Consider the following 15,759-nt stretch of genomic DNA (forward strand, 5'->3'; position numbering starts at 1 on the left):
TAGTGCTGATAGCTACTTATTTGCCACTGGCTTTGCGGAAGCGACAGCACCTTTTTTCTTTGGAGCAGATGCCGTCGATGGGTTTTTCTGGGTCATGGTAACGGGGTCCCAATACACAACTTTCTGCTCGAAGTAACTTTCGTTGGAGGCTAGTACAGGAGCCGCTGCCCGGAAGCCAAAGACGGGGTCTTCGACTGTTCCCTGGCTTCCTTTTCGAACATTCTCAAAGAAGTTGCCGAAATGTTTGGCGTGGGCATCGTCGTCTTTGGGTGCTTCAAACTTCACTTCTTTTACCGGCTCTGCCTTGCGGGTTTCGGGTGGATATTTGGCGTCGTACTGCTTCACAAACTCCTGCTGAACAGGTTCTGTGAAGGTAAAGAAACTATCGTAGTTGCCGTAGCCGGGGGCTAGTGGGAGTTTCTTTTTGGTCATGATCAGGTTATCTTCCGAAAACTCAATCTGACCTTCGTTGCCGATGATACGCGTTACGTTACTGATTTTACCCGCGTTGGCAAAGTTTACCCGCAATACCATCTGGAACGCTTCGTGCTTGTCTGTTTTGGGGTAGTCCATGAGGCTCGTCATCACGTCGGGCACATCGCGACCTTCTTTCCAGTAGGCCAGGTTTCCGGATGAGAAAATTCGTGTTGGCCCCAGCGTGTTCGTTACAAAGTGGACGCCCGTGATGAGGTGAATGAACAAATCGCCCGCAACGCCGGTGCCGTAATCGCGGTAGTTACGCCAGCGGAAAAACCGATTCGCGTCGAAAGGACGTTTGGGAGCATCGCCAAGGAAACGATCCCAATCAACCGTTTGGGGAGAGGCATCGGGTGGAACCGAATAATTCCAGGCGCCAATGGCGTTGAAGCGATCGTTGTTGGATTCGATGTAGTTAATGGCACCGATGTCCCCCGCTTCAACGAGCCGTTTGGCTTCCTGAAAGGCAGCACTGCTAATGCGCTGACTGCCCACCTGCATCGTTTTCCCCGACTTTTTCCAGGCATCGATAACGGCTTTACCTTCGTTCAGGTGTTGCACCATCGGTTTCTCACAGTAAACATGTTTACCTGCTTTGAGAGCTGCAATGGTAATATGATCGTGCCAGTGATCGGGTGTAACAACGAGTACGGCATCAATATCCGGACGAGCCAGAATTTCGCGATAATCGCGGGTGGTGAAGAGGTCCTTATCTTTCCCGAAAGCTGTTTTCGCGTGTTCAAGCCGACCAGTATATAAATCCGCTACGGCCACCAGTTCGACATCGGGGTTGCGTAGGGCGGCCATGGTATCATAGTTTCCCTGAATACCCATGCCAATCGTGGCAAAACGGATTTTATCGTTGGGGCTTACCTTCATCAGGTTGGGAATGTAGGCTGGAAAACCAAATGGTTTGGCAAGGCTCTCGGTGGCCACGAGTGCCGAAGCCGCCGATAAGCTTTTGATGAACTTGCGTCTGTTAGCTTGCATAGAGATGAGGGTTTCTAGTATACTAGCTAAAGCGACTTTTAGGCATGATTTACCTGTAAGAGTTTAGTAAACACAGAGCCACAGAGAGCCTGTCTAAAAACCCCTAAATCCCCTTCAGGGGATTTAGGGGTTTTTAGGGCTGGGCAAAAACTAATTTTAAGTCAATTTCTAAGAATCGTTTCCAGACCTACTTCTTTTCAAACTGCACCGCTACCCATTGGCGATCGGTTGGTATTTTGTGAGTAGCATTCCAGACAAACATGGCTTGTTCCAGAGCCACATTGAGCTGACGTTTGGTTTGTAGTCGGGCAATATTCAGGTTGCGCTCTACAGTTTCTTCGTAAATCAGTGTTTGCTCATTTGTATAAAAGCGAACGATGCTTTGCTGACTTTTTGGGGCTGTTTCAACGACCCAGAAACCGTCTTTGGCAACGGGTTGCTCTTGTTTGGTTTGGGCCCGCGTGCCGAATGAAGCTGTGGTAAAAAGGAGGGCTACGAAAGCCAGGCGAAGTGGTGAAATAGTGTTCATTGTTTTACGTGTTTGTGTGTTTACGTTCAGTCGTTAACTGGACCAAAAGTAGAAACACACACAATAGCTCGCCCGGAATTTCGCTGGGTAACATGCGTTCGGCCGTATACGTCGTGCTACTGTCTACCAACGCCATTTTTGCCTGAATTGGGTTATTCAGCGACGGTAGACTGTCGTCTGTCGACAATTGGGCTAACTCGTAGGCAAACCTGATCTGTTTATCTATTTTCGAGTAAGTAATCAACCGACTTATGCAACTTCTGACTCAGGAATTTGTCTTCTCAAACCAACCGCGTCAACGACTAGCGCGCCATGGATTATTTTGGTTGGCCTGGTATCTATTTTTTACACTTACCTACGGTTTTTTACCTGTCAACTACTTCCTTAGTGAAGGAATGACCTGGCCAATGGCCTTATTGAAGGGGTTCCTGATGTCAAGTATCGACTCGGTGCTGTTTATGCCCGCGCATATGTTCCTGGCTTATAGTCTGATGTATTTTTTGATACCTCGTTATGTACTTACCGGACGTTATGGATGGGCATTTATCAATGTTATTCTTCTGATTATTGCGACCTCATTTATTTCTGCTGTATTAGCCGAGTTTGTTGTTTACCCGATTCGGATGATGGTGCATGGGCGGTATTCAGGAAACTCGTTCTTTTTTGCCATGATGGCTGGTATGCGTGGTGCCACGACCATCGGTGGGTTTGCCGCAGCCATTAAACTGGTGAAAATCTGGTATTTGAAGCAACAGGCCTACGAGCAAATCGACAAGGAAAAGTTACAGGCCGAATTACAGGTACTGAAGTCGCAGGTACATCCACATTTTTTGTTCAATACGTTGAATAACTTGTATGCGCTTACGCTTCATAAATCCGATCAGTCATCCGCCGTTGTGCTGAAGCTGTCGGAATTACTGAGTTACATGTTGTACGAGTGCAATGCGTCGGAAGTGCCGCTACAGAAAGAGATTGCGTTTATGCGCAACTATATTGGGCTGGAGCAACTTCGCTATGGTGATCGACTGGATATGTCGGTCACTATTTCTGGCGATTATCAAAATAAACTAATCGCGCCTTTGCTACTGATTCCATTTCTGGAAAATGCCTTTAAACACGGTACCAGCGAACAGGTTGACCAGGCCTGGATGCACATTGACTTGTCGGTTCAGGAAAATCAGCTGAAATTTAAAGTCATAAACAGCCGGGAGCCAATGGCAACCGAGAGTACGCATAGTGGTGGTATTGGCTTGCAGAACGTACAGAAACGACTTCAGTTATTGTATCCCAATCGTCATGAGTTGCGAATCGTGGCAGAAGAAGAAACATTTATGATTTCTCTGACCCTGGAATTGATGCCTACACGGGCACTGGTTACGAAGCCAGCCCAACAACTCGTCGAAACTGCCTGATTGATTACCACTATGTCTGCAATACGTTGTTTGCTCGTTGACGATGAACCTCCTGCGCTGGCTGTCATTGAGTCGCACATCAACATGATCGATGGTCTGGAAATCGTGGGCAGATGTCATAACGCCATTCAGGCGTTTGGTATGTTGCAAACCACACCTGTTGACCTGATGTTCCTGGATATTAAAATGCCGAAACTATTGGGTACCGATTTCGTTCGTAGTCTGCGTCAGCCGCCCAAAATCATTTTTACGACCGCTTATCGCGATTACGCGCTGGATGGTTTCGAACTGGATGTAGTTGATTACCTGCTTAAACCAATTTCATTCGAACGGTTTCTACGGGCGGTTTCTAAAGTGATGCGCTCAGGACATAGTCTGCTCAACACCATCCCAACCGACGTTTTGCCTGGTCAATTCGTTGAGAAACAACCGGTGGCACCTTCGGAGAATACGTTCCTATATTTCCGGGCCGACCGTAAAATGGTGAAAGTGTTTATTCACGACATTCTGTACGTAGAAAGCCTGAAGGATTACGTCAAAATTGTTACCACGTCGTCCAAGCCATTAGTTGTTAAACAGAGTATCAGTTCACTGGAAGACATGCTACCCGAAGCTGGCTTTTTGCGGATTCACCGCTCGTTTGTCGTCGCCGTTGATAAGATAAATGCCTATACGCCAACCCATGTTGATGTGGCCGGGCAGGAATTGCCCATTGGTCGGTTATATCACAAAGAAGTAGGACGGGTGTTGAAGATGGAGTAGTAAAAGCGAATGGATAATGTAAACTGAATAATGGGTGATATCTGATAGTCAGCAATTTATCGTTGTCCATTATTGGTTTTACATTATCCATTTACCAGTTCACTTGTTACTTGGTCAGCTTATAGAAGTGGGTGATCAGGCCACCGGCCGTCACCGAGTTTAGTTGGGTAGCCTTACTGGTCGAAGGGTCGTAGCTGTACAATCCATTTAGCTTTAATGCCGAATTGTAAGCGGGCATGTAGATTTTGCCGTCGTATTTGTAGGTGATGGGGTAGGCATAACCAGCGGTCAGCGGTATGTCCTGAATGAACGTAGCTGTTTTGGCATTCAAATCCAGTTTTGCCCAACGCTGATTGGCATCGTAAAAAGCCAGATTCGACAGTTCCTGATATTCAGTGGCAGTAATGGTATTGGTGGCTAGCTTAGCGATCAACTCCAGTAACCGGGCTGAATCTTGCTGACCAGATATGCAGGCATACATGACCCCGTTGGCGTCGTAAACACCGCCTAGCAGCAATTGAAACATGAGGTTCGGTAATCCGGCGGCATTCACTGGGTTGAAGCTGTATGTTTTGTCGAAATCAGTGCTGCCTGCTGGTATTTTCAAAATCTGAGGTTTAGAGCGTTTGGCACCATTCGGACCAAGCTGGCCGTCAAGGCCGTATTGACCCTGCGTGATGATATAGACATTCCCGGCTTCGTCTACAATTCCGTTTTCGGAGCCACGAGTAAACGGATACGTCGCCTGTTCATAAATCGCCGTTTTTTCCCATTTTTTGGTGGTCAGATTAATGACCTCTACATACACATTCTGGGCATCATAAAATTGACCGGTTTTAGAACTGTTGGTAAACAGCGCGGCAAACAGCCGGTTGTCGCTAGCCCGGTACGTGAGGTTAGCATAGATATTCGTCTCATTGTCCGGGAAATTCTGAGCCGACGACATATCGATCTGCCCAAGACTTTCCATGGTGGTTGGATTAAACATAAACAGCGCCCGATTGCCTCCCGTAGAGTATACCCCCAACTGGTCGTTGATAATAATAACTCTGGATATAAAGTCGACTAATGGAATACTGGCTACTTCCTCAATAGCGCCGGTTGCCTTCACAATAGCCTGTTTAGACAATTTCTTGTCGCTAACTAGTGGCTGGCCAAACATGTAGTTTTTCCAGATGGCGCTGGGGTAAAAATTAGAGTAGCTCGATTTGGTCGTCAGGTCGATATTCCCTGATGGAAGAGTAGGGAAGTAGCCCGCGTAAAAAGTGTTACTGGCTGAGGTTTGCGAGATAGACGCCATCACATAGCCTTCTTCCTGATATTTGGAGTCGGCAATGGGAGTATCATCGTCTTTTTTACAGGAAAGGAGGGTACCGGCAAGGATTACAGAAAGTAGTAAATTGGTTTTCATAGTTAATTAAAAATTGGCGATTTCGTAGATGACTTTAACGTTGAAGCTGGTGCCTGCCCGAGGCACTAAAAAGTTGTCGAACAGTTCGGCATTGAGGATGTTCAGAATGTTGAGCGATGTGGTTAATCCGCTCTTTGTCAGCTTGTAAGAAGCGCCCACATCGACCCGATTCTGCACGGGTACATAAGCGGTAGGGGTTTTGCTCGGGCTGTTGTCTTTGCCTACCTGGATGTAATTGAAGGTGGCTATGTAATTGTAGAACAAATAGGCCCGGAACTGGTCGTTGCCGTTGAACAGGTTGCTTTTTTGCCACGAAAACTCGGTGTTAGCGAAGAAATTCGGGTTGTTAGGGAAGGCAGCTCCCACCAGAAACTGGTTCTCTACACCTTGTACTTTGGAGAAGGTCTTCCGCATAAACGTAACGTTCGTTTTGAGGGAGAAGGCGTTTTTGTAGGTTAGTAAAACGTCGCCTTCAACGCCAATGGTCCGTACCTCATCGGCATTTTCGTAGCGTCTGAAAATCGTGTTCCCTAAGAAGATAATGTCACGTTGATTCCGGTAAAATCCATTGACCGCACTTGCGATTCGGAAGGTTGGCGAAAGTGGCCGATCTATAGTTAGGCCCAGATTCAAGTTGTCGCTGCTTTCGGGAATCAGATCGGTGTTGCGCAGAATATCAGCCCCATTGCCCACAAACTGATTGAACTGCGGAATCAGATAGCCTTTTTCGAAGGACGTTCGGACGAATAGGCCTGGATTTATGTCGTACTTTAGCCCCGCATTCCAACCCCAGAATCCGTCTTTCTTGGTGACAAGTTTAAGCGTAAGATTTTCGGCCCCATCCAGATTATAATCAAACCGTTTTACGGCGGTTGTCAACGTGAACTTGTTGAACCGACCCTCGTATTGCAGTCCGGCAATGTTTTTGGTTAGGTACTGCGGTATCCGCATATAATCATCGGCTGGCTGCTCCAGGTGGTTCTCGCCGACGATTTTCTGCTTGGCGTATAGGTTAGAAACCAGGAGCTTATGGCCTTGAGCCAACGCGAAGGACAACGTACTCCGATTCACCCAACTGTCGGTATACGTATCGGAATAGGCATAGCTGTATTCGCCCGGTGTGCTTTTTCGCCCAACAATAGCGCCACTCCAACTGTATACGTTCCGGGTGGTATCAACGTAATTGATATGCTCGCGGCTGTAATTGGCGACGGTGCTCAATTGCACCTTTTCGTTCAGGAATGCCTTCTCGTATTTCAGGGTTGAGGAGAGATTGTTGGCATGATAAACGGCCTCGCCAATGGCGGTGCTCGTCACACGGGCACCGTTCATCAATTCTTTGTAGCCCCCCGACAGGTTGAGGGTCAGGGCTACCTCATCGGCCCAGGGTTTGCTGTGAGCACCAACGGTAATGCCGCCAAAAAGCATCTGGTATCTGTCATGAAAGCGCCGAACTTTCTCCACCCTGTTTTTCTCAAAAACCAGCGCATTCATTTTGTAATTATTGTCCGAATGGTTGTAGGCACCTGAAATCGTGACGAAGTAGTTTTTGGCATTTGCCAGTCCCAGCGAAAAATCGGCCAGGTGCGTGTTGAACGAGCCAACGTTGTAGGAAGCCCGAAGCGAGTTATAGGTTTTCTGCTCGGTAATTAGGTTGATACCCCCACCCATAGCATCGGTCCCCACTTCCACAGGCAACACCCCTTTGTACACATCAATCCGCTTTACATTCCCGATAGGAAGCGTTGAAATATCGAACCGTGGGTAGACAAACTCCATTGGTAACCCATTGATATACACCCGAACGGCGGTTCCTCGAATACCATTGATGGAAATGTCGGATGCGTCGCCCAGCGAACTCGACCGCCGAATGCGTACACCCGATAACCGATCCACAACGTCGGTCAGCAGAACATTTTGCGCCACAACGTCCTTGATCTGAATACTGCTGATGGTAATGGGCTTGGTTTCCTGAACCTTCGTCTGCTTTTCGGCTCGTACAGCTACCTCCTCTAGGTCTTTGGTTGTGCTTATCAGTGCAATGGTTTCGAGGGTTGTATTCTGGTGGATGTCGATCTCTTTTTCAACCGGTGTAAAACCGAGATGACTAACGATCAGCCGGTGTTTTCCAGGGGCAACTTTAGCTAGTAAGAATTGCCCGGCGCTATCGGTTAATGTAGTCGATTTTGTATTTTTCAAATAAACCGTTACAGACGGTAATGGCTTTCCAAGCTCATCACGAACCGACCCTCGTAGGGTGAAACGTTGAGCTAGCGCATCACTTGCGGTTATGGCAAGGAATGCCAGGAGTAGATATTTCGTCAAATTCATTGATTTGGAGCAGGTGAGAAATTCTTCGCAAAGCTATTTGTATTTAATCTAAATAAACGCAACTTTGCAAAAAAATATTTTTATGGTGCCTTTCTACCTCTTCTTAATCGGAGTCTATTTGTACTATTGCCAGTCGAAATATTTCCCTGCTGGCCTTTATAAGTTTATGGCACCCTGGTTGCCGTGGTTAGCGCTGGCTTTGTTCGGTATAGCCACCGGGCTTTTTGTTCGGGAGGAAGGCTGGGTAAGTGGTATGCTATTGGCAGTTTGTGCGCTGAGTCTGGCACTAATGCTGATCCAGTTTGCGGCCGTTTTGGGCAAGCCTTACTTCTATAGTCTGGTGGTTCTGGCGCATGGTTTGGTACTAATTGACCTCTTGTTCTGATGCCAGCTAAGAAAGAATACCTCACCACTTCGGGGCAGCGTGCTCTGAAAATATCGGCGGGAGTTTTGGGTGGTTATATCCTGTCGGCGTGTTTGCACCTGCTGCTGGCCGTTGTTACGCCCTTCCGTGAACAAATCCTGTTGTCGTCTACATTCACCTTTTTTCTATGCTGGGCAGGCCTGATGATTCTTGCCTTTTTAGCGCGAAACGGCTGGAAAATCTGGGGCATTTATTTGTTGAGCAGCGTCGTATTTTCTGGAATCATCTATTTCGCCCGATAAACAGCCATGAAATTAAACGGATTAGGAAACCGGGTCTACAACATCATGTTCCATACCCACACCGTGTCTGGTATCGTGATTAGTGTGGCCTTATACATCATTTTCTTTGCGGGGGCGTTTACGCTTTTTAAGGATGAATTTTATCAATGGGAGAATCCTACTGCCCGCATTCCGGTGGTGAAAACTATTGATTATGAGGCTGTCATGCGGCAGATAAAAGTGGCTTATCCCAATTTTGAAGAGGGAAAAGAAATCCGGTTCAGCCCGCCCAGTGAAGAAGAACCGCTATTGTCCATCTACGGTACACTGGCTAAACCGAAGGGGAAATCGGAGTTCGTCGGGTTTCTGTACAACCCGGTTTCTGGAAAGCTACAGCGCAACTATCCATACATCACGACAACGGGCGAGACGCTCTATCGGCTGCATTTTCTGGACCAATTGCCGTATGCCGGGCGTTGGATTGCTGGTTTTGTCGCGTTGTTTTTTCTGTTTGCCAGCGTTACGGGCGTGCTCATTCACTGGCGGAATATAGTGACCAAATTCTACGGCTTTTCGTTGAAAGGCGCCAGGAAGCAATTCTGGACAAATGCCCACACCGTTTTTGGTTTGATCGGGCTACCATTTCAACTCATGTATGCCGTTACGGGGGCGTTTTACCTGCTCACCTTGCTGATTCTGATTCCAGCTGTGATGGTGCTGTACGGGGGCGATCAGCAAAAAATATACGCGCTCATTCGGCCCAATGAAGCGATTAAACTGGACGAGAAAGCGCCCATGACGAACGGGAATAAATCGATAGCGGCTGTTGTCTCCAGCATTGAGGCCGACTACCCTGGGTATGAAATCACCTTTCTGGAAGTTGGTAATTTGAATCGGGTAGATGCACTCGTGTCGGCCCGGATTACGGATAAAAAGTCGTTCACTGGCGATGGAATTGTATCTGTTTACATGAAAGACGGGAAGAAAGCAGTGGAGGTGATTCCGGGGCACAAGAAGTATGTTGAGTCGGTTGTGGATGGCATCGCTCGTGTGCACTTTGCTCGATTTGGAGGGCTGTTCCTGAAAGGCATCTACTTCCTACTCGCCTTATTCACCTGCTTCGTAATCATCAGTGGCGTTTTGCTGTGGAAAGAAGCCCGAAACAAGAAAAACTATACTGATAAGCAGAAGCGGTTTCACCATCGGGTAACCATGATCTATCTGGCCATTTGCCTGGGTTTGTTTCCGGCGGTTCCCCTTTTGTTTATTGCCGAACTGGCGATTCCGGGCCAGAGCGTTGCGCATTCCTCTCAGGTAAACACTGTTTTCTTCTTGTCGTGGCTGCTCTTTGCCGTTGCCGGATTATTTATGAAAACGGAAGCTCGACAAACCCGTTTCTTCTTGTTGTCGGGTGGTATACTTTCTGTGCTGGTGCCGGTCACGAATGGCATTCAAACCCACGACTGGATTTGGAACACGCTAAGCGAAGGAAAGCAATATGTGTTGGGAACAGATCTGTACTGGCTGCTTACGGGTCTGGCCGCACTAGTAATTTATGGGTCTATTCTTAAAAATCGGACAACGGCACCAACAGAAAAGTCGCTTCAAGCAGAGGATCAGGTGAGTATAGGTTAATCGGTTTGCCTGTGTTCTTTTGGTAGCGAGTTTATTTTTACCTCACCCCCGGCCCCTCTCCTGTTTTCAGGAGAGGGGTGTGGAGTCGGTTTTTAGCCCCTTCCCTGAAAAAGCAGGGGAGGGGTTGGGGTAAATATGGTAAAATTCTACTACCTGAATCCCCCAGCACCCTATAAAACAGACGAATTAACAAAGCAAAAAAAGACGTTTCAACAAAGTGATTGGCCAGTCTGAAGTAGAACTTTGCTTCGTAAAAAATTCAGAAAAATGGCAAATACAACCGTACTGGTAACGGGTGGAACGGGCTTTGTAGGCATCCACTGCATTTTGCAATTGCTCCAAAAAGGCTACTCGGTCAAGACGACCTTACGCTCGCTAAAACGAAAAGAAGAGGTCCTGACTATGCTTCGAAACGGCGGCCTTACGGATTTCAACCACCTTTCATTTATCGAAGCGGATTTAACCAATGATGCCAACTGGGATGAAGCTGTGAAGGGTTGCGAGTACGTGCTTCACGTTGCCTCGCCTATTGGACTGAGTGTTCCCAAAGACGAAAACGACATGATTCGCCCCGCTGTGGAGGGGGCTGTTCGGGTGTTGCGTGCGGCCCGTGATGCGGGCGTCAAACGAGTGGTGATGACCTCTAACTTTGGCGCTGTTGGGTATAGCCATACTGATACGACACAGGTGATTACCGAAGAAAGCTGGACTGATCCGAACGAACCTGGCTTGTCGGCCTACAATAAATCGAAAGTATTGGCCGAACGGGCCGCCTGGGATTTTATGGCTAAAGAAGGCGGTAAGCTCGAACTGTCGGTTATGAATCCGGTTGGTATTTTTGGTCCCGCTCTGGGTCCTGACCTGTCTAGTGGCTTCGAGCTGCTGAAACGGGTACTGGAGGGATCGATGAAACGAGTTCCGAACATGACGCTGGGTATTGTAGATGTACGGGATGTGGCTGATTTACACATTCGGGCCATGACCAGTCCTGCCGCCAGAGGACAGCGATTTCTGGCCATTGCGGGTGATATCATGACCTTGCCCGAAATTGCGCTGTTAATACAAAGCCGACTGGGCGATAAGCTCAAGCACATTTCGACGAAACGAATGCCAGACTGGGGTGTACGGATAGCTGCGCTGTTTAGTCCAATCGCGCGGAATCTAGTACCCATGTTAGGGCGTTACCGAACCACTAGTAACGAAAAAGCGAAACGCTTACTCGGCTGGAATCCCCGGAGCAATGAGGAAGCACTACTGGCTACAGCTAATAGCCTGATTCAGTTTGGACAGCTTAAAACGGATGCCTAACTAGTTCAGCAATTTGCCCGGCATAGTAGGTACTGTCAAATGATATCCATTGTACATTAGTCAATATCTATAATTCATTAACGTGAATAATGGATAAAATCTGAAATTATTGACTGATTATCAGTTATTTATTATACTAGTTTTTGTCATTCCGACGCCAGGAGGGATCTTCGGTAAATAACCAGTTGCCGAAGATCCCTCCTGGCGTCGGAATGACAAAAACTAGTATAATTCTATTCGTAAATCCTCCATTATTCACGTTCATTAAGTGAACAGATTATGATGAAAGCAACCGCGATCAAGTCCTGTTACATTGGCCCTGAGGTTTCACCCGAACAGTTTATTTCGGAGCATTTCTTCCTGTATCTGACGGCTGGAATCCTGACGGTTTATGACGGAAGCAAAGAGCATAAACTGAAACCGGGTGAGTACGGCATAGCTCGGCGAAATCATCTGGCCAAATACAATAAACAACCTGTCGATGGGAAGTTTGAGAAGGTTGTTGTGATCTTTGACCAACCCTTTTTACAAGCATTCCACGAACGGTATAAAATTCCATTAGAACACCCTCAATCGGCTAATGCCATCATTCGGCCGGGTAAGAATGCATTGGTCGATAATTTTATTCAATCGCTGGCGGTTTACTTTACCGAAGCGGGGACGGTCGACACTGATTTTTTTGATCTGAAACGGACTGAACTATTGTTGATTCTATTGAAAAAGAATCCGGAGTTAGCCGGTATTTTCTTCGATTTCACAACGCCCGAAAAGGTCGATCTGGAATCATTTATGAATCGCAACTTTCGGTTCAACGTCAATCTGGAACGATTTGCCTATTTAACAGGGCGTAGCTTAACCGTTTTCAAGCAGGATTTCAAGCGAATTTTTCGGGAAACGCCGAATCGATGGTTGCAAAAAAAGCGACTTCAGGAAGCCTATTTTTTACTGGATAAAAAGGGGCGAAAAGCCTCTGATATTTATCTGGAAGTAGGTTTTGAAAACCTTTCTCATTTTTCATTTGCTTTTAAAAAAATGTTTGGCGTTGCCCCGACCCAGCTAGGCGAAAACCGACAGCTTATGCAGGTGGAGCATTGAGCATGGCTTTACGGCTTGTAAGCGCGTAAAGCCATGCCGTAAATTGGTCATTCGGAACGAAGGCTTTTAACAGGATTCATCATGGCCGCTTTAATGGCTTGATAGCTGACGGTCAGAATAGCGACGATCGTAGCCATTCCACCGGCCAGCGCAAATACCCACCATTCCACATCAATCTTGTAGGCAAAATCCCGAAGCCATTGACTCATGGTGTAGCCCGCAATAGGTGACGCAATCACCAATGCAATGAGAATCAGCTTCAGGTAGGAGGAGAGTAACATTCGAACAATACCACCTACGGATGCCCCCAGCACTTTCCGAACCCCGATTTCTTTGGTGCGTTGATGGGTTGTAAAAGCGGCCAACCCCAATAAACCCAGGCAGGAAATCAGCACGGCCAATCCCGCAAAAATGCCAAATAGCTGGCCAATGCGCTGATCGGCCTGGTACATGGTATTGAATCGTTCGTTTAAGAATGAATAGACAAACGGGTTATCGGTTTCGGCTTTCCACATCTGTTCGATAGTGCTTAGAAGACGAGGAATATCGTCCGTCTGGATGCGTAAGGCTAATTGCCCATTATCGCCCCCATAAAATAGAATTAACGGTGCAATGCGCTGGTGCATGGAGGCAAAATGGAAGTCTTTTACCACGCCAATGACTGTATAAGTGCGTTCGCCATCACCCACCGTCGATAATTGTTGACCAATAGGATTTTTGAAACCATAGGCCCGAACGGCGGCTTCGTTGAGTAGAGCGGCTGTGTTATCGGTAGGGAACGCCTTCGAAAAGTTACGTCCCTGCGCCATCTTAATTCCTAACGTAGGCAGGTAATCTTCGTCGACAAAATAACTTTTCGTTAGGTGATTCCCTGTTCGCGATCCATCCCGAAACCGAATGCCATCCTGGCTCTGTCGAGATGTCCCAGCCGGTAAAAAACCAGCCAGCGCTACCCGATTAACGGATGATAACTTGGCCAATTCAGCTTTAAAGGCCGTTAATTTTGACCCTAACACCTGCGTATCGTGTAAGACCAGTACCTGCTCTTTGTCGAAACCAACTTTCTTGGTTTGTATGAATCGCAACTGCTGATTGGCGACAATTGTGGCGATAATGATCGCAATCGATACCACAAATTGACCTGTTACTAAGATATTTCGCAACCAGCCACTTCGTAAGTCGACTTGTAGCTTGCCTTTCAGCACCGTAATGGGTTTGAATGAGGAGAGTACAAAGGCAGGGTAGCTGCCAGCCAATAGACCAATTACCAGACAGGCCAGGACCGCACCAGCAAGTATCTGCCCATTGAAAATGGTGCTGGCGGTGAACTGCTTGCCAGCCAGTGCATTAAAGCCAGGTAATAACAGGACTACAAGCCCCAATGCTAGCAAGAGCGCCAACGTAGTCAGTAGAACCGACTCGGTCAGGAATTGACTGACCAGTTGCTTCCGAACAGAGCCTAGCACTTTCCGGATACCAACCTCTTTGGCACGGCCTACTGATCCGGCAGTGGATAGGTTCATGAAATTGATACAGGCCAGCAACAGGATAAATAGCGCAATCGCCGAAAAAATGTACACGTATTTGATGTCGCTGTTAGCCTCCATTTCATCATCCAGATTAGAGTGTAAATGAATGTCGGTTACGGGCTGGAAGCTAAAGCTTATGCGATTGCCTTTTTGCAGGAACTCAGGGAGAGTCAGCCCGAAAAACTCCTTTAGTTCTGGTGCTACGTATTTGCGAATAAATCCCTGACTTTGGGCTTCTACTTGCCGGATAGAATAGCCCTCACGAAGTCGTAGATAAATGTAGGCCCCGCTGGCTACCCATTTCGTTCCCTGATTAACCGACCGAAACGAGCCGAACATATCGTAATGAAAGTGGGTGTTCGAGGGAACGTCGGCACAAACGCCGGTTACGCGGAAAAGCCCCAGATTTCCCATCGACAGCGTTTTGCCAATGGGGTCAGCCTTGCCAAAATACTTCCGGGCAGTGGTTTCGGTAAGAACCAGCGTTTTAGGATCAACGAGCGGACGTATCCGATGGCCTTTCAGAATTGGAAGTGAGAAGAAGGAGAAGAAGTTTGAATCGACGAAGGCAACTCGCTCTTCTTTAAACGTGTCGTGATCGTTTTTGACCAGCATATCCCCATCGTCGCGCAGCCGGGTAACAGCCTCCACGCCAGCGCATTCGTCGAGTAAGGCTTGGCCAGCTGGTTCGCTTGTATAGGCAAAATGAAAATTGGCCTCCCCCAGTTGACTGATCAGGGTCATACGGTATAGCCGGTCGGCGTTGGCATGGTAGCGATCGTAACTCAGTTCATGCAACACAAAAAGGACGATTAGCAGGCACGTGGCCAGTCCCGTAGCCAGGCCGACGATGTTGATGGCAGTAAATGCCTTATGCCGCCATAAATTGCGAAAAGCAATGGTCAGGTAGTTTGAAAGCATGGCTGTAAAGAAAGGTTTAGGATACTCAGTATACTGGTTATAAGCGGTCCCAGTCCAGGCAGGGCTGGTTTCTCGTCGTTTGAAAAAGAAAGGTGTCAGACAGTGCAATACCGCCCAGACATACTTGCGTTTGGCACGGCCCAGCCCCAGCTGAGTAACCTGTTTATAGAAGGTTTCGTGTAAATCGCCCTGTACATACTCCAGTAGATGAGGGGCTACGAAATATTCCAATAGTCGGTCTGCACAACGGGGCGGATGTATAGATGGCGACTTGCGTTGTTTTTTCATGGCAGGTTCAGAAAAGGTCGGTTGGTAAGCCAAGCAATTGAAGTTTATCCTGAGGAATGGACTGCCAGAGCCGGATGCGTATCTGTTGGCTATCCAGCAATACCTGCCCACCTGCCGCAGTCAGGGTAAACAGACGTTTTCGCCTTCCGCCCCGCTCTGCCGTGGCCCCACCTACCGAGGACGATAGAAACCCTTTTTCTTCGAGCCGATAAAGGGTTGTGTGTATAGCACTAATGGTGAAGTCGCGGCCGGTTTGCTGTTGAAGTTGTTCCATAACAGGTACTCCGTAAACAGCCTCTGTGCTGGTTGCCACAATTAGTAATACCAGTTCTTCCAACTCACCAAGTATGGTCTTTTTCATGAATACGAAGCTGATAACTATTAGATACAATATTTTAAATCAAATCCTATGCCATCCATGAAAAA

The 15,759-nt window shown here is 47.6% G+C and carries 14 protein-coding genes; 7 read left to right on the top strand and 7 right to left on the bottom strand.

Features of this window, described 5'->3' with window-relative positions; all coding sequences use genetic code 11:
• Positions 1–12: 12 nt before the first annotated feature.
• The 3 genes from ACYVGR_RS15720 to ACYVGR_RS15730 form a co-directional block, all read right to left on the bottom strand.
• On the bottom strand, positions 13–1,467 hold the full coding sequence (locus ACYVGR_RS15720) for a Gfo/Idh/MocA family protein (RefSeq protein WP_460958270.1): 1,455 nt from the start codon (positions 1,465–1,467) through the stop codon (positions 13–15).
• Positions 1,468–1,654: 187 nt separating this feature from the next.
• Positions 1,655–1,996 (bottom strand): hypothetical protein, encoded by a 342-nt coding sequence (locus ACYVGR_RS15725; RefSeq protein ID WP_460958272.1) that lies wholly within the window; start codon positions 1,994–1,996, stop codon positions 1,655–1,657.
• A 4-nt stretch (positions 1,997–2,000) separates the two neighbouring features.
• A complete protein-coding gene (locus ACYVGR_RS15730; RefSeq protein ID WP_460958274.1) occupies positions 2,001–2,183 on the bottom strand; it encodes a hypothetical protein in 183 nt (60 codons plus the stop codon).
• Positions 2,184–2,247: 64 nt separating this feature from the next.
• Between ACYVGR_RS15730 and ACYVGR_RS15735 the strand changes: the two genes are divergently transcribed.
• Entirely contained in the window at positions 2,248–3,408 is a 1,161-nt protein-coding gene (locus ACYVGR_RS15735; protein ID WP_460958276.1) for a sensor histidine kinase, read from the top strand.
• A gap of 12 nt (positions 3,409–3,420) precedes the next feature.
• Entirely contained in the window at positions 3,421–4,170 is a 750-nt protein-coding gene (locus ACYVGR_RS15740) for a LytR/AlgR family response regulator transcription factor (RefSeq protein ID WP_460958278.1), read from the top strand.
• 106 nt (positions 4,171–4,276) lie between these two features.
• Here ACYVGR_RS15740 and ACYVGR_RS15745 read toward each other — a convergent pair whose 3' ends face one another.
• Together ACYVGR_RS15745 and ACYVGR_RS15750 are read right to left on the bottom strand one after the other, a co-directional pair.
• Positions 4,277–5,581 (bottom strand): hypothetical protein, encoded by a 1,305-nt coding sequence (locus tag ACYVGR_RS15745; RefSeq protein ID WP_460958280.1) that lies wholly within the window; start codon positions 5,579–5,581, stop codon positions 4,277–4,279.
• Positions 5,582–5,587: 6 nt separating this feature from the next.
• Entirely contained in the window at positions 5,588–7,912 is a 2,325-nt protein-coding gene (locus ACYVGR_RS15750; protein ID WP_460958282.1) for a TonB-dependent receptor, read from the bottom strand.
• Between the two features lie 166 nt (positions 7,913–8,078).
• Between ACYVGR_RS15750 and ACYVGR_RS15755 the strand changes: the two genes are divergently transcribed.
• The 5 genes from ACYVGR_RS15755 to ACYVGR_RS15775 all read left to right on the top strand — a co-directional run bounded on the left by ACYVGR_RS15755 (position 8,079) and on the right by ACYVGR_RS15775 (position 12,595).
• The gene (locus ACYVGR_RS15755; RefSeq protein ID WP_460958284.1) at positions 8,079–8,297 is read left to right on the top strand and encodes a hypothetical protein; all 219 of its coding nucleotides are present in this window, start codon (positions 8,079–8,081) and stop codon (positions 8,295–8,297) included.
• A complete protein-coding gene (locus ACYVGR_RS15760; RefSeq protein ID WP_182460584.1) occupies positions 8,297–8,578 on the top strand; it encodes a hypothetical protein in 282 nt (93 codons plus the stop codon). Before ACYVGR_RS15755 ends, ACYVGR_RS15760 begins: the two co-directional genes overlap by 1 nt.
• Positions 8,579–8,584: 6 nt before the next feature.
• Positions 8,585–10,192: a PepSY-associated TM helix domain-containing protein gene (locus ACYVGR_RS15765; protein WP_460958286.1), complete on the top strand. Its 1,608-nt coding sequence runs from the start codon at positions 8,585–8,587 to the stop codon at positions 10,190–10,192.
• A gap of 267 nt (positions 10,193–10,459) precedes the next feature.
• On the top strand, positions 10,460–11,500 hold the full coding sequence (locus tag ACYVGR_RS15770) for an SDR family oxidoreductase (RefSeq protein WP_460958289.1): 1,041 nt from the start codon (positions 10,460–10,462) through the stop codon (positions 11,498–11,500).
• Positions 11,501–11,779: 279 nt separating this feature from the next.
• Entirely contained in the window at positions 11,780–12,595 is an 816-nt protein-coding gene (locus ACYVGR_RS15775; RefSeq protein WP_460958291.1) for a helix-turn-helix domain-containing protein, read from the top strand.
• A gap of 47 nt (positions 12,596–12,642) precedes the next feature.
• Here the strand turns inward: ACYVGR_RS15775 and ACYVGR_RS15780 are convergent, their stop codons facing one another.
• Both ACYVGR_RS15780 and ACYVGR_RS15785 read right to left on the bottom strand, forming a co-directional pair.
• Complete coding sequence (locus ACYVGR_RS15780; RefSeq protein WP_460958293.1) at positions 12,643–15,333, bottom strand: ABC transporter permease; 2,691 nt, start codon at positions 15,331–15,333, stop codon at positions 12,643–12,645.
• Between the two features lie 7 nt (positions 15,334–15,340).
• A complete protein-coding gene (locus ACYVGR_RS15785; protein WP_460958295.1) occupies positions 15,341–15,694 on the bottom strand; it encodes a PadR family transcriptional regulator in 354 nt (117 codons plus the stop codon).
• Positions 15,695–15,759 lie beyond the last annotated feature (65 nt).

It is taken from the genome of Spirosoma litoris, assembly GCF_054776755.1.

Bases quoted from the DNA above. Each gene is read 5' to 3' on its own strand.
- ACYVGR_RS15760 (WP_182460584.1), top strand. From the start codon at position 8,297: ATGCCAGCTAAGAAAGAATACCTCACCACTTCGGGGCAGCGTGCTCTG.
- ACYVGR_RS15740 (WP_460958278.1), top strand. From the start codon at position 3,421: ATGTCTGCAATACGTTGTTTGCTCGTTGACGATGAACCTCCTGCGCTG.
- ACYVGR_RS15770 (WP_460958289.1), top strand. From the start codon at position 10,460: ATGGCAAATACAACCGTACTGGTAACGGGTGGAACGGGCTTTGTAGGC.
- ACYVGR_RS15775 (WP_460958291.1), top strand. From the start codon at position 11,780: ATGATGAAAGCAACCGCGATCAAGTCCTGTTACATTGGCCCTGAGGTT.
- ACYVGR_RS15785 (WP_460958295.1), bottom strand. From the start codon at position 15,694: ATGAAAAAGACCATACTTGGTGAGTTGGAAGAACTGGTATTACTAATT.
- ACYVGR_RS15750 (WP_460958282.1), bottom strand. From the start codon at position 7,912: ATGAATTTGACGAAATATCTACTCCTGGCATTCCTTGCCATAACCGCA.
- ACYVGR_RS15755 (WP_460958284.1), top strand. From the start codon at position 8,079: ATGGCACCCTGGTTGCCGTGGTTAGCGCTGGCTTTGTTCGGTATAGCC.
- ACYVGR_RS15720 (WP_460958270.1), bottom strand. From the start codon at position 1,467: ATGCAAGCTAACAGACGCAAGTTCATCAAAAGCTTATCGGCGGCTTCG.
- ACYVGR_RS15735 (WP_460958276.1), top strand. From the start codon at position 2,248: ATGCAACTTCTGACTCAGGAATTTGTCTTCTCAAACCAACCGCGTCAA.
- ACYVGR_RS15780 (WP_460958293.1), bottom strand. From the start codon at position 15,333: ATGAAAAAACAACGCAAGTCGCCATCTATACATCCGCCCCGTTGTGCA.
- ACYVGR_RS15745 (WP_460958280.1), bottom strand. From the start codon at position 5,581: ATGAAAACCAATTTACTACTTTCTGTAATCCTTGCCGGTACCCTCCTT.
- ACYVGR_RS15725 (WP_460958272.1), bottom strand. From the start codon at position 1,996: ATGAACACTATTTCACCACTTCGCCTGGCTTTCGTAGCCCTCCTTTTT.
- ACYVGR_RS15765 (WP_460958286.1), top strand. From the start codon at position 8,585: ATGAAATTAAACGGATTAGGAAACCGGGTCTACAACATCATGTTCCAT.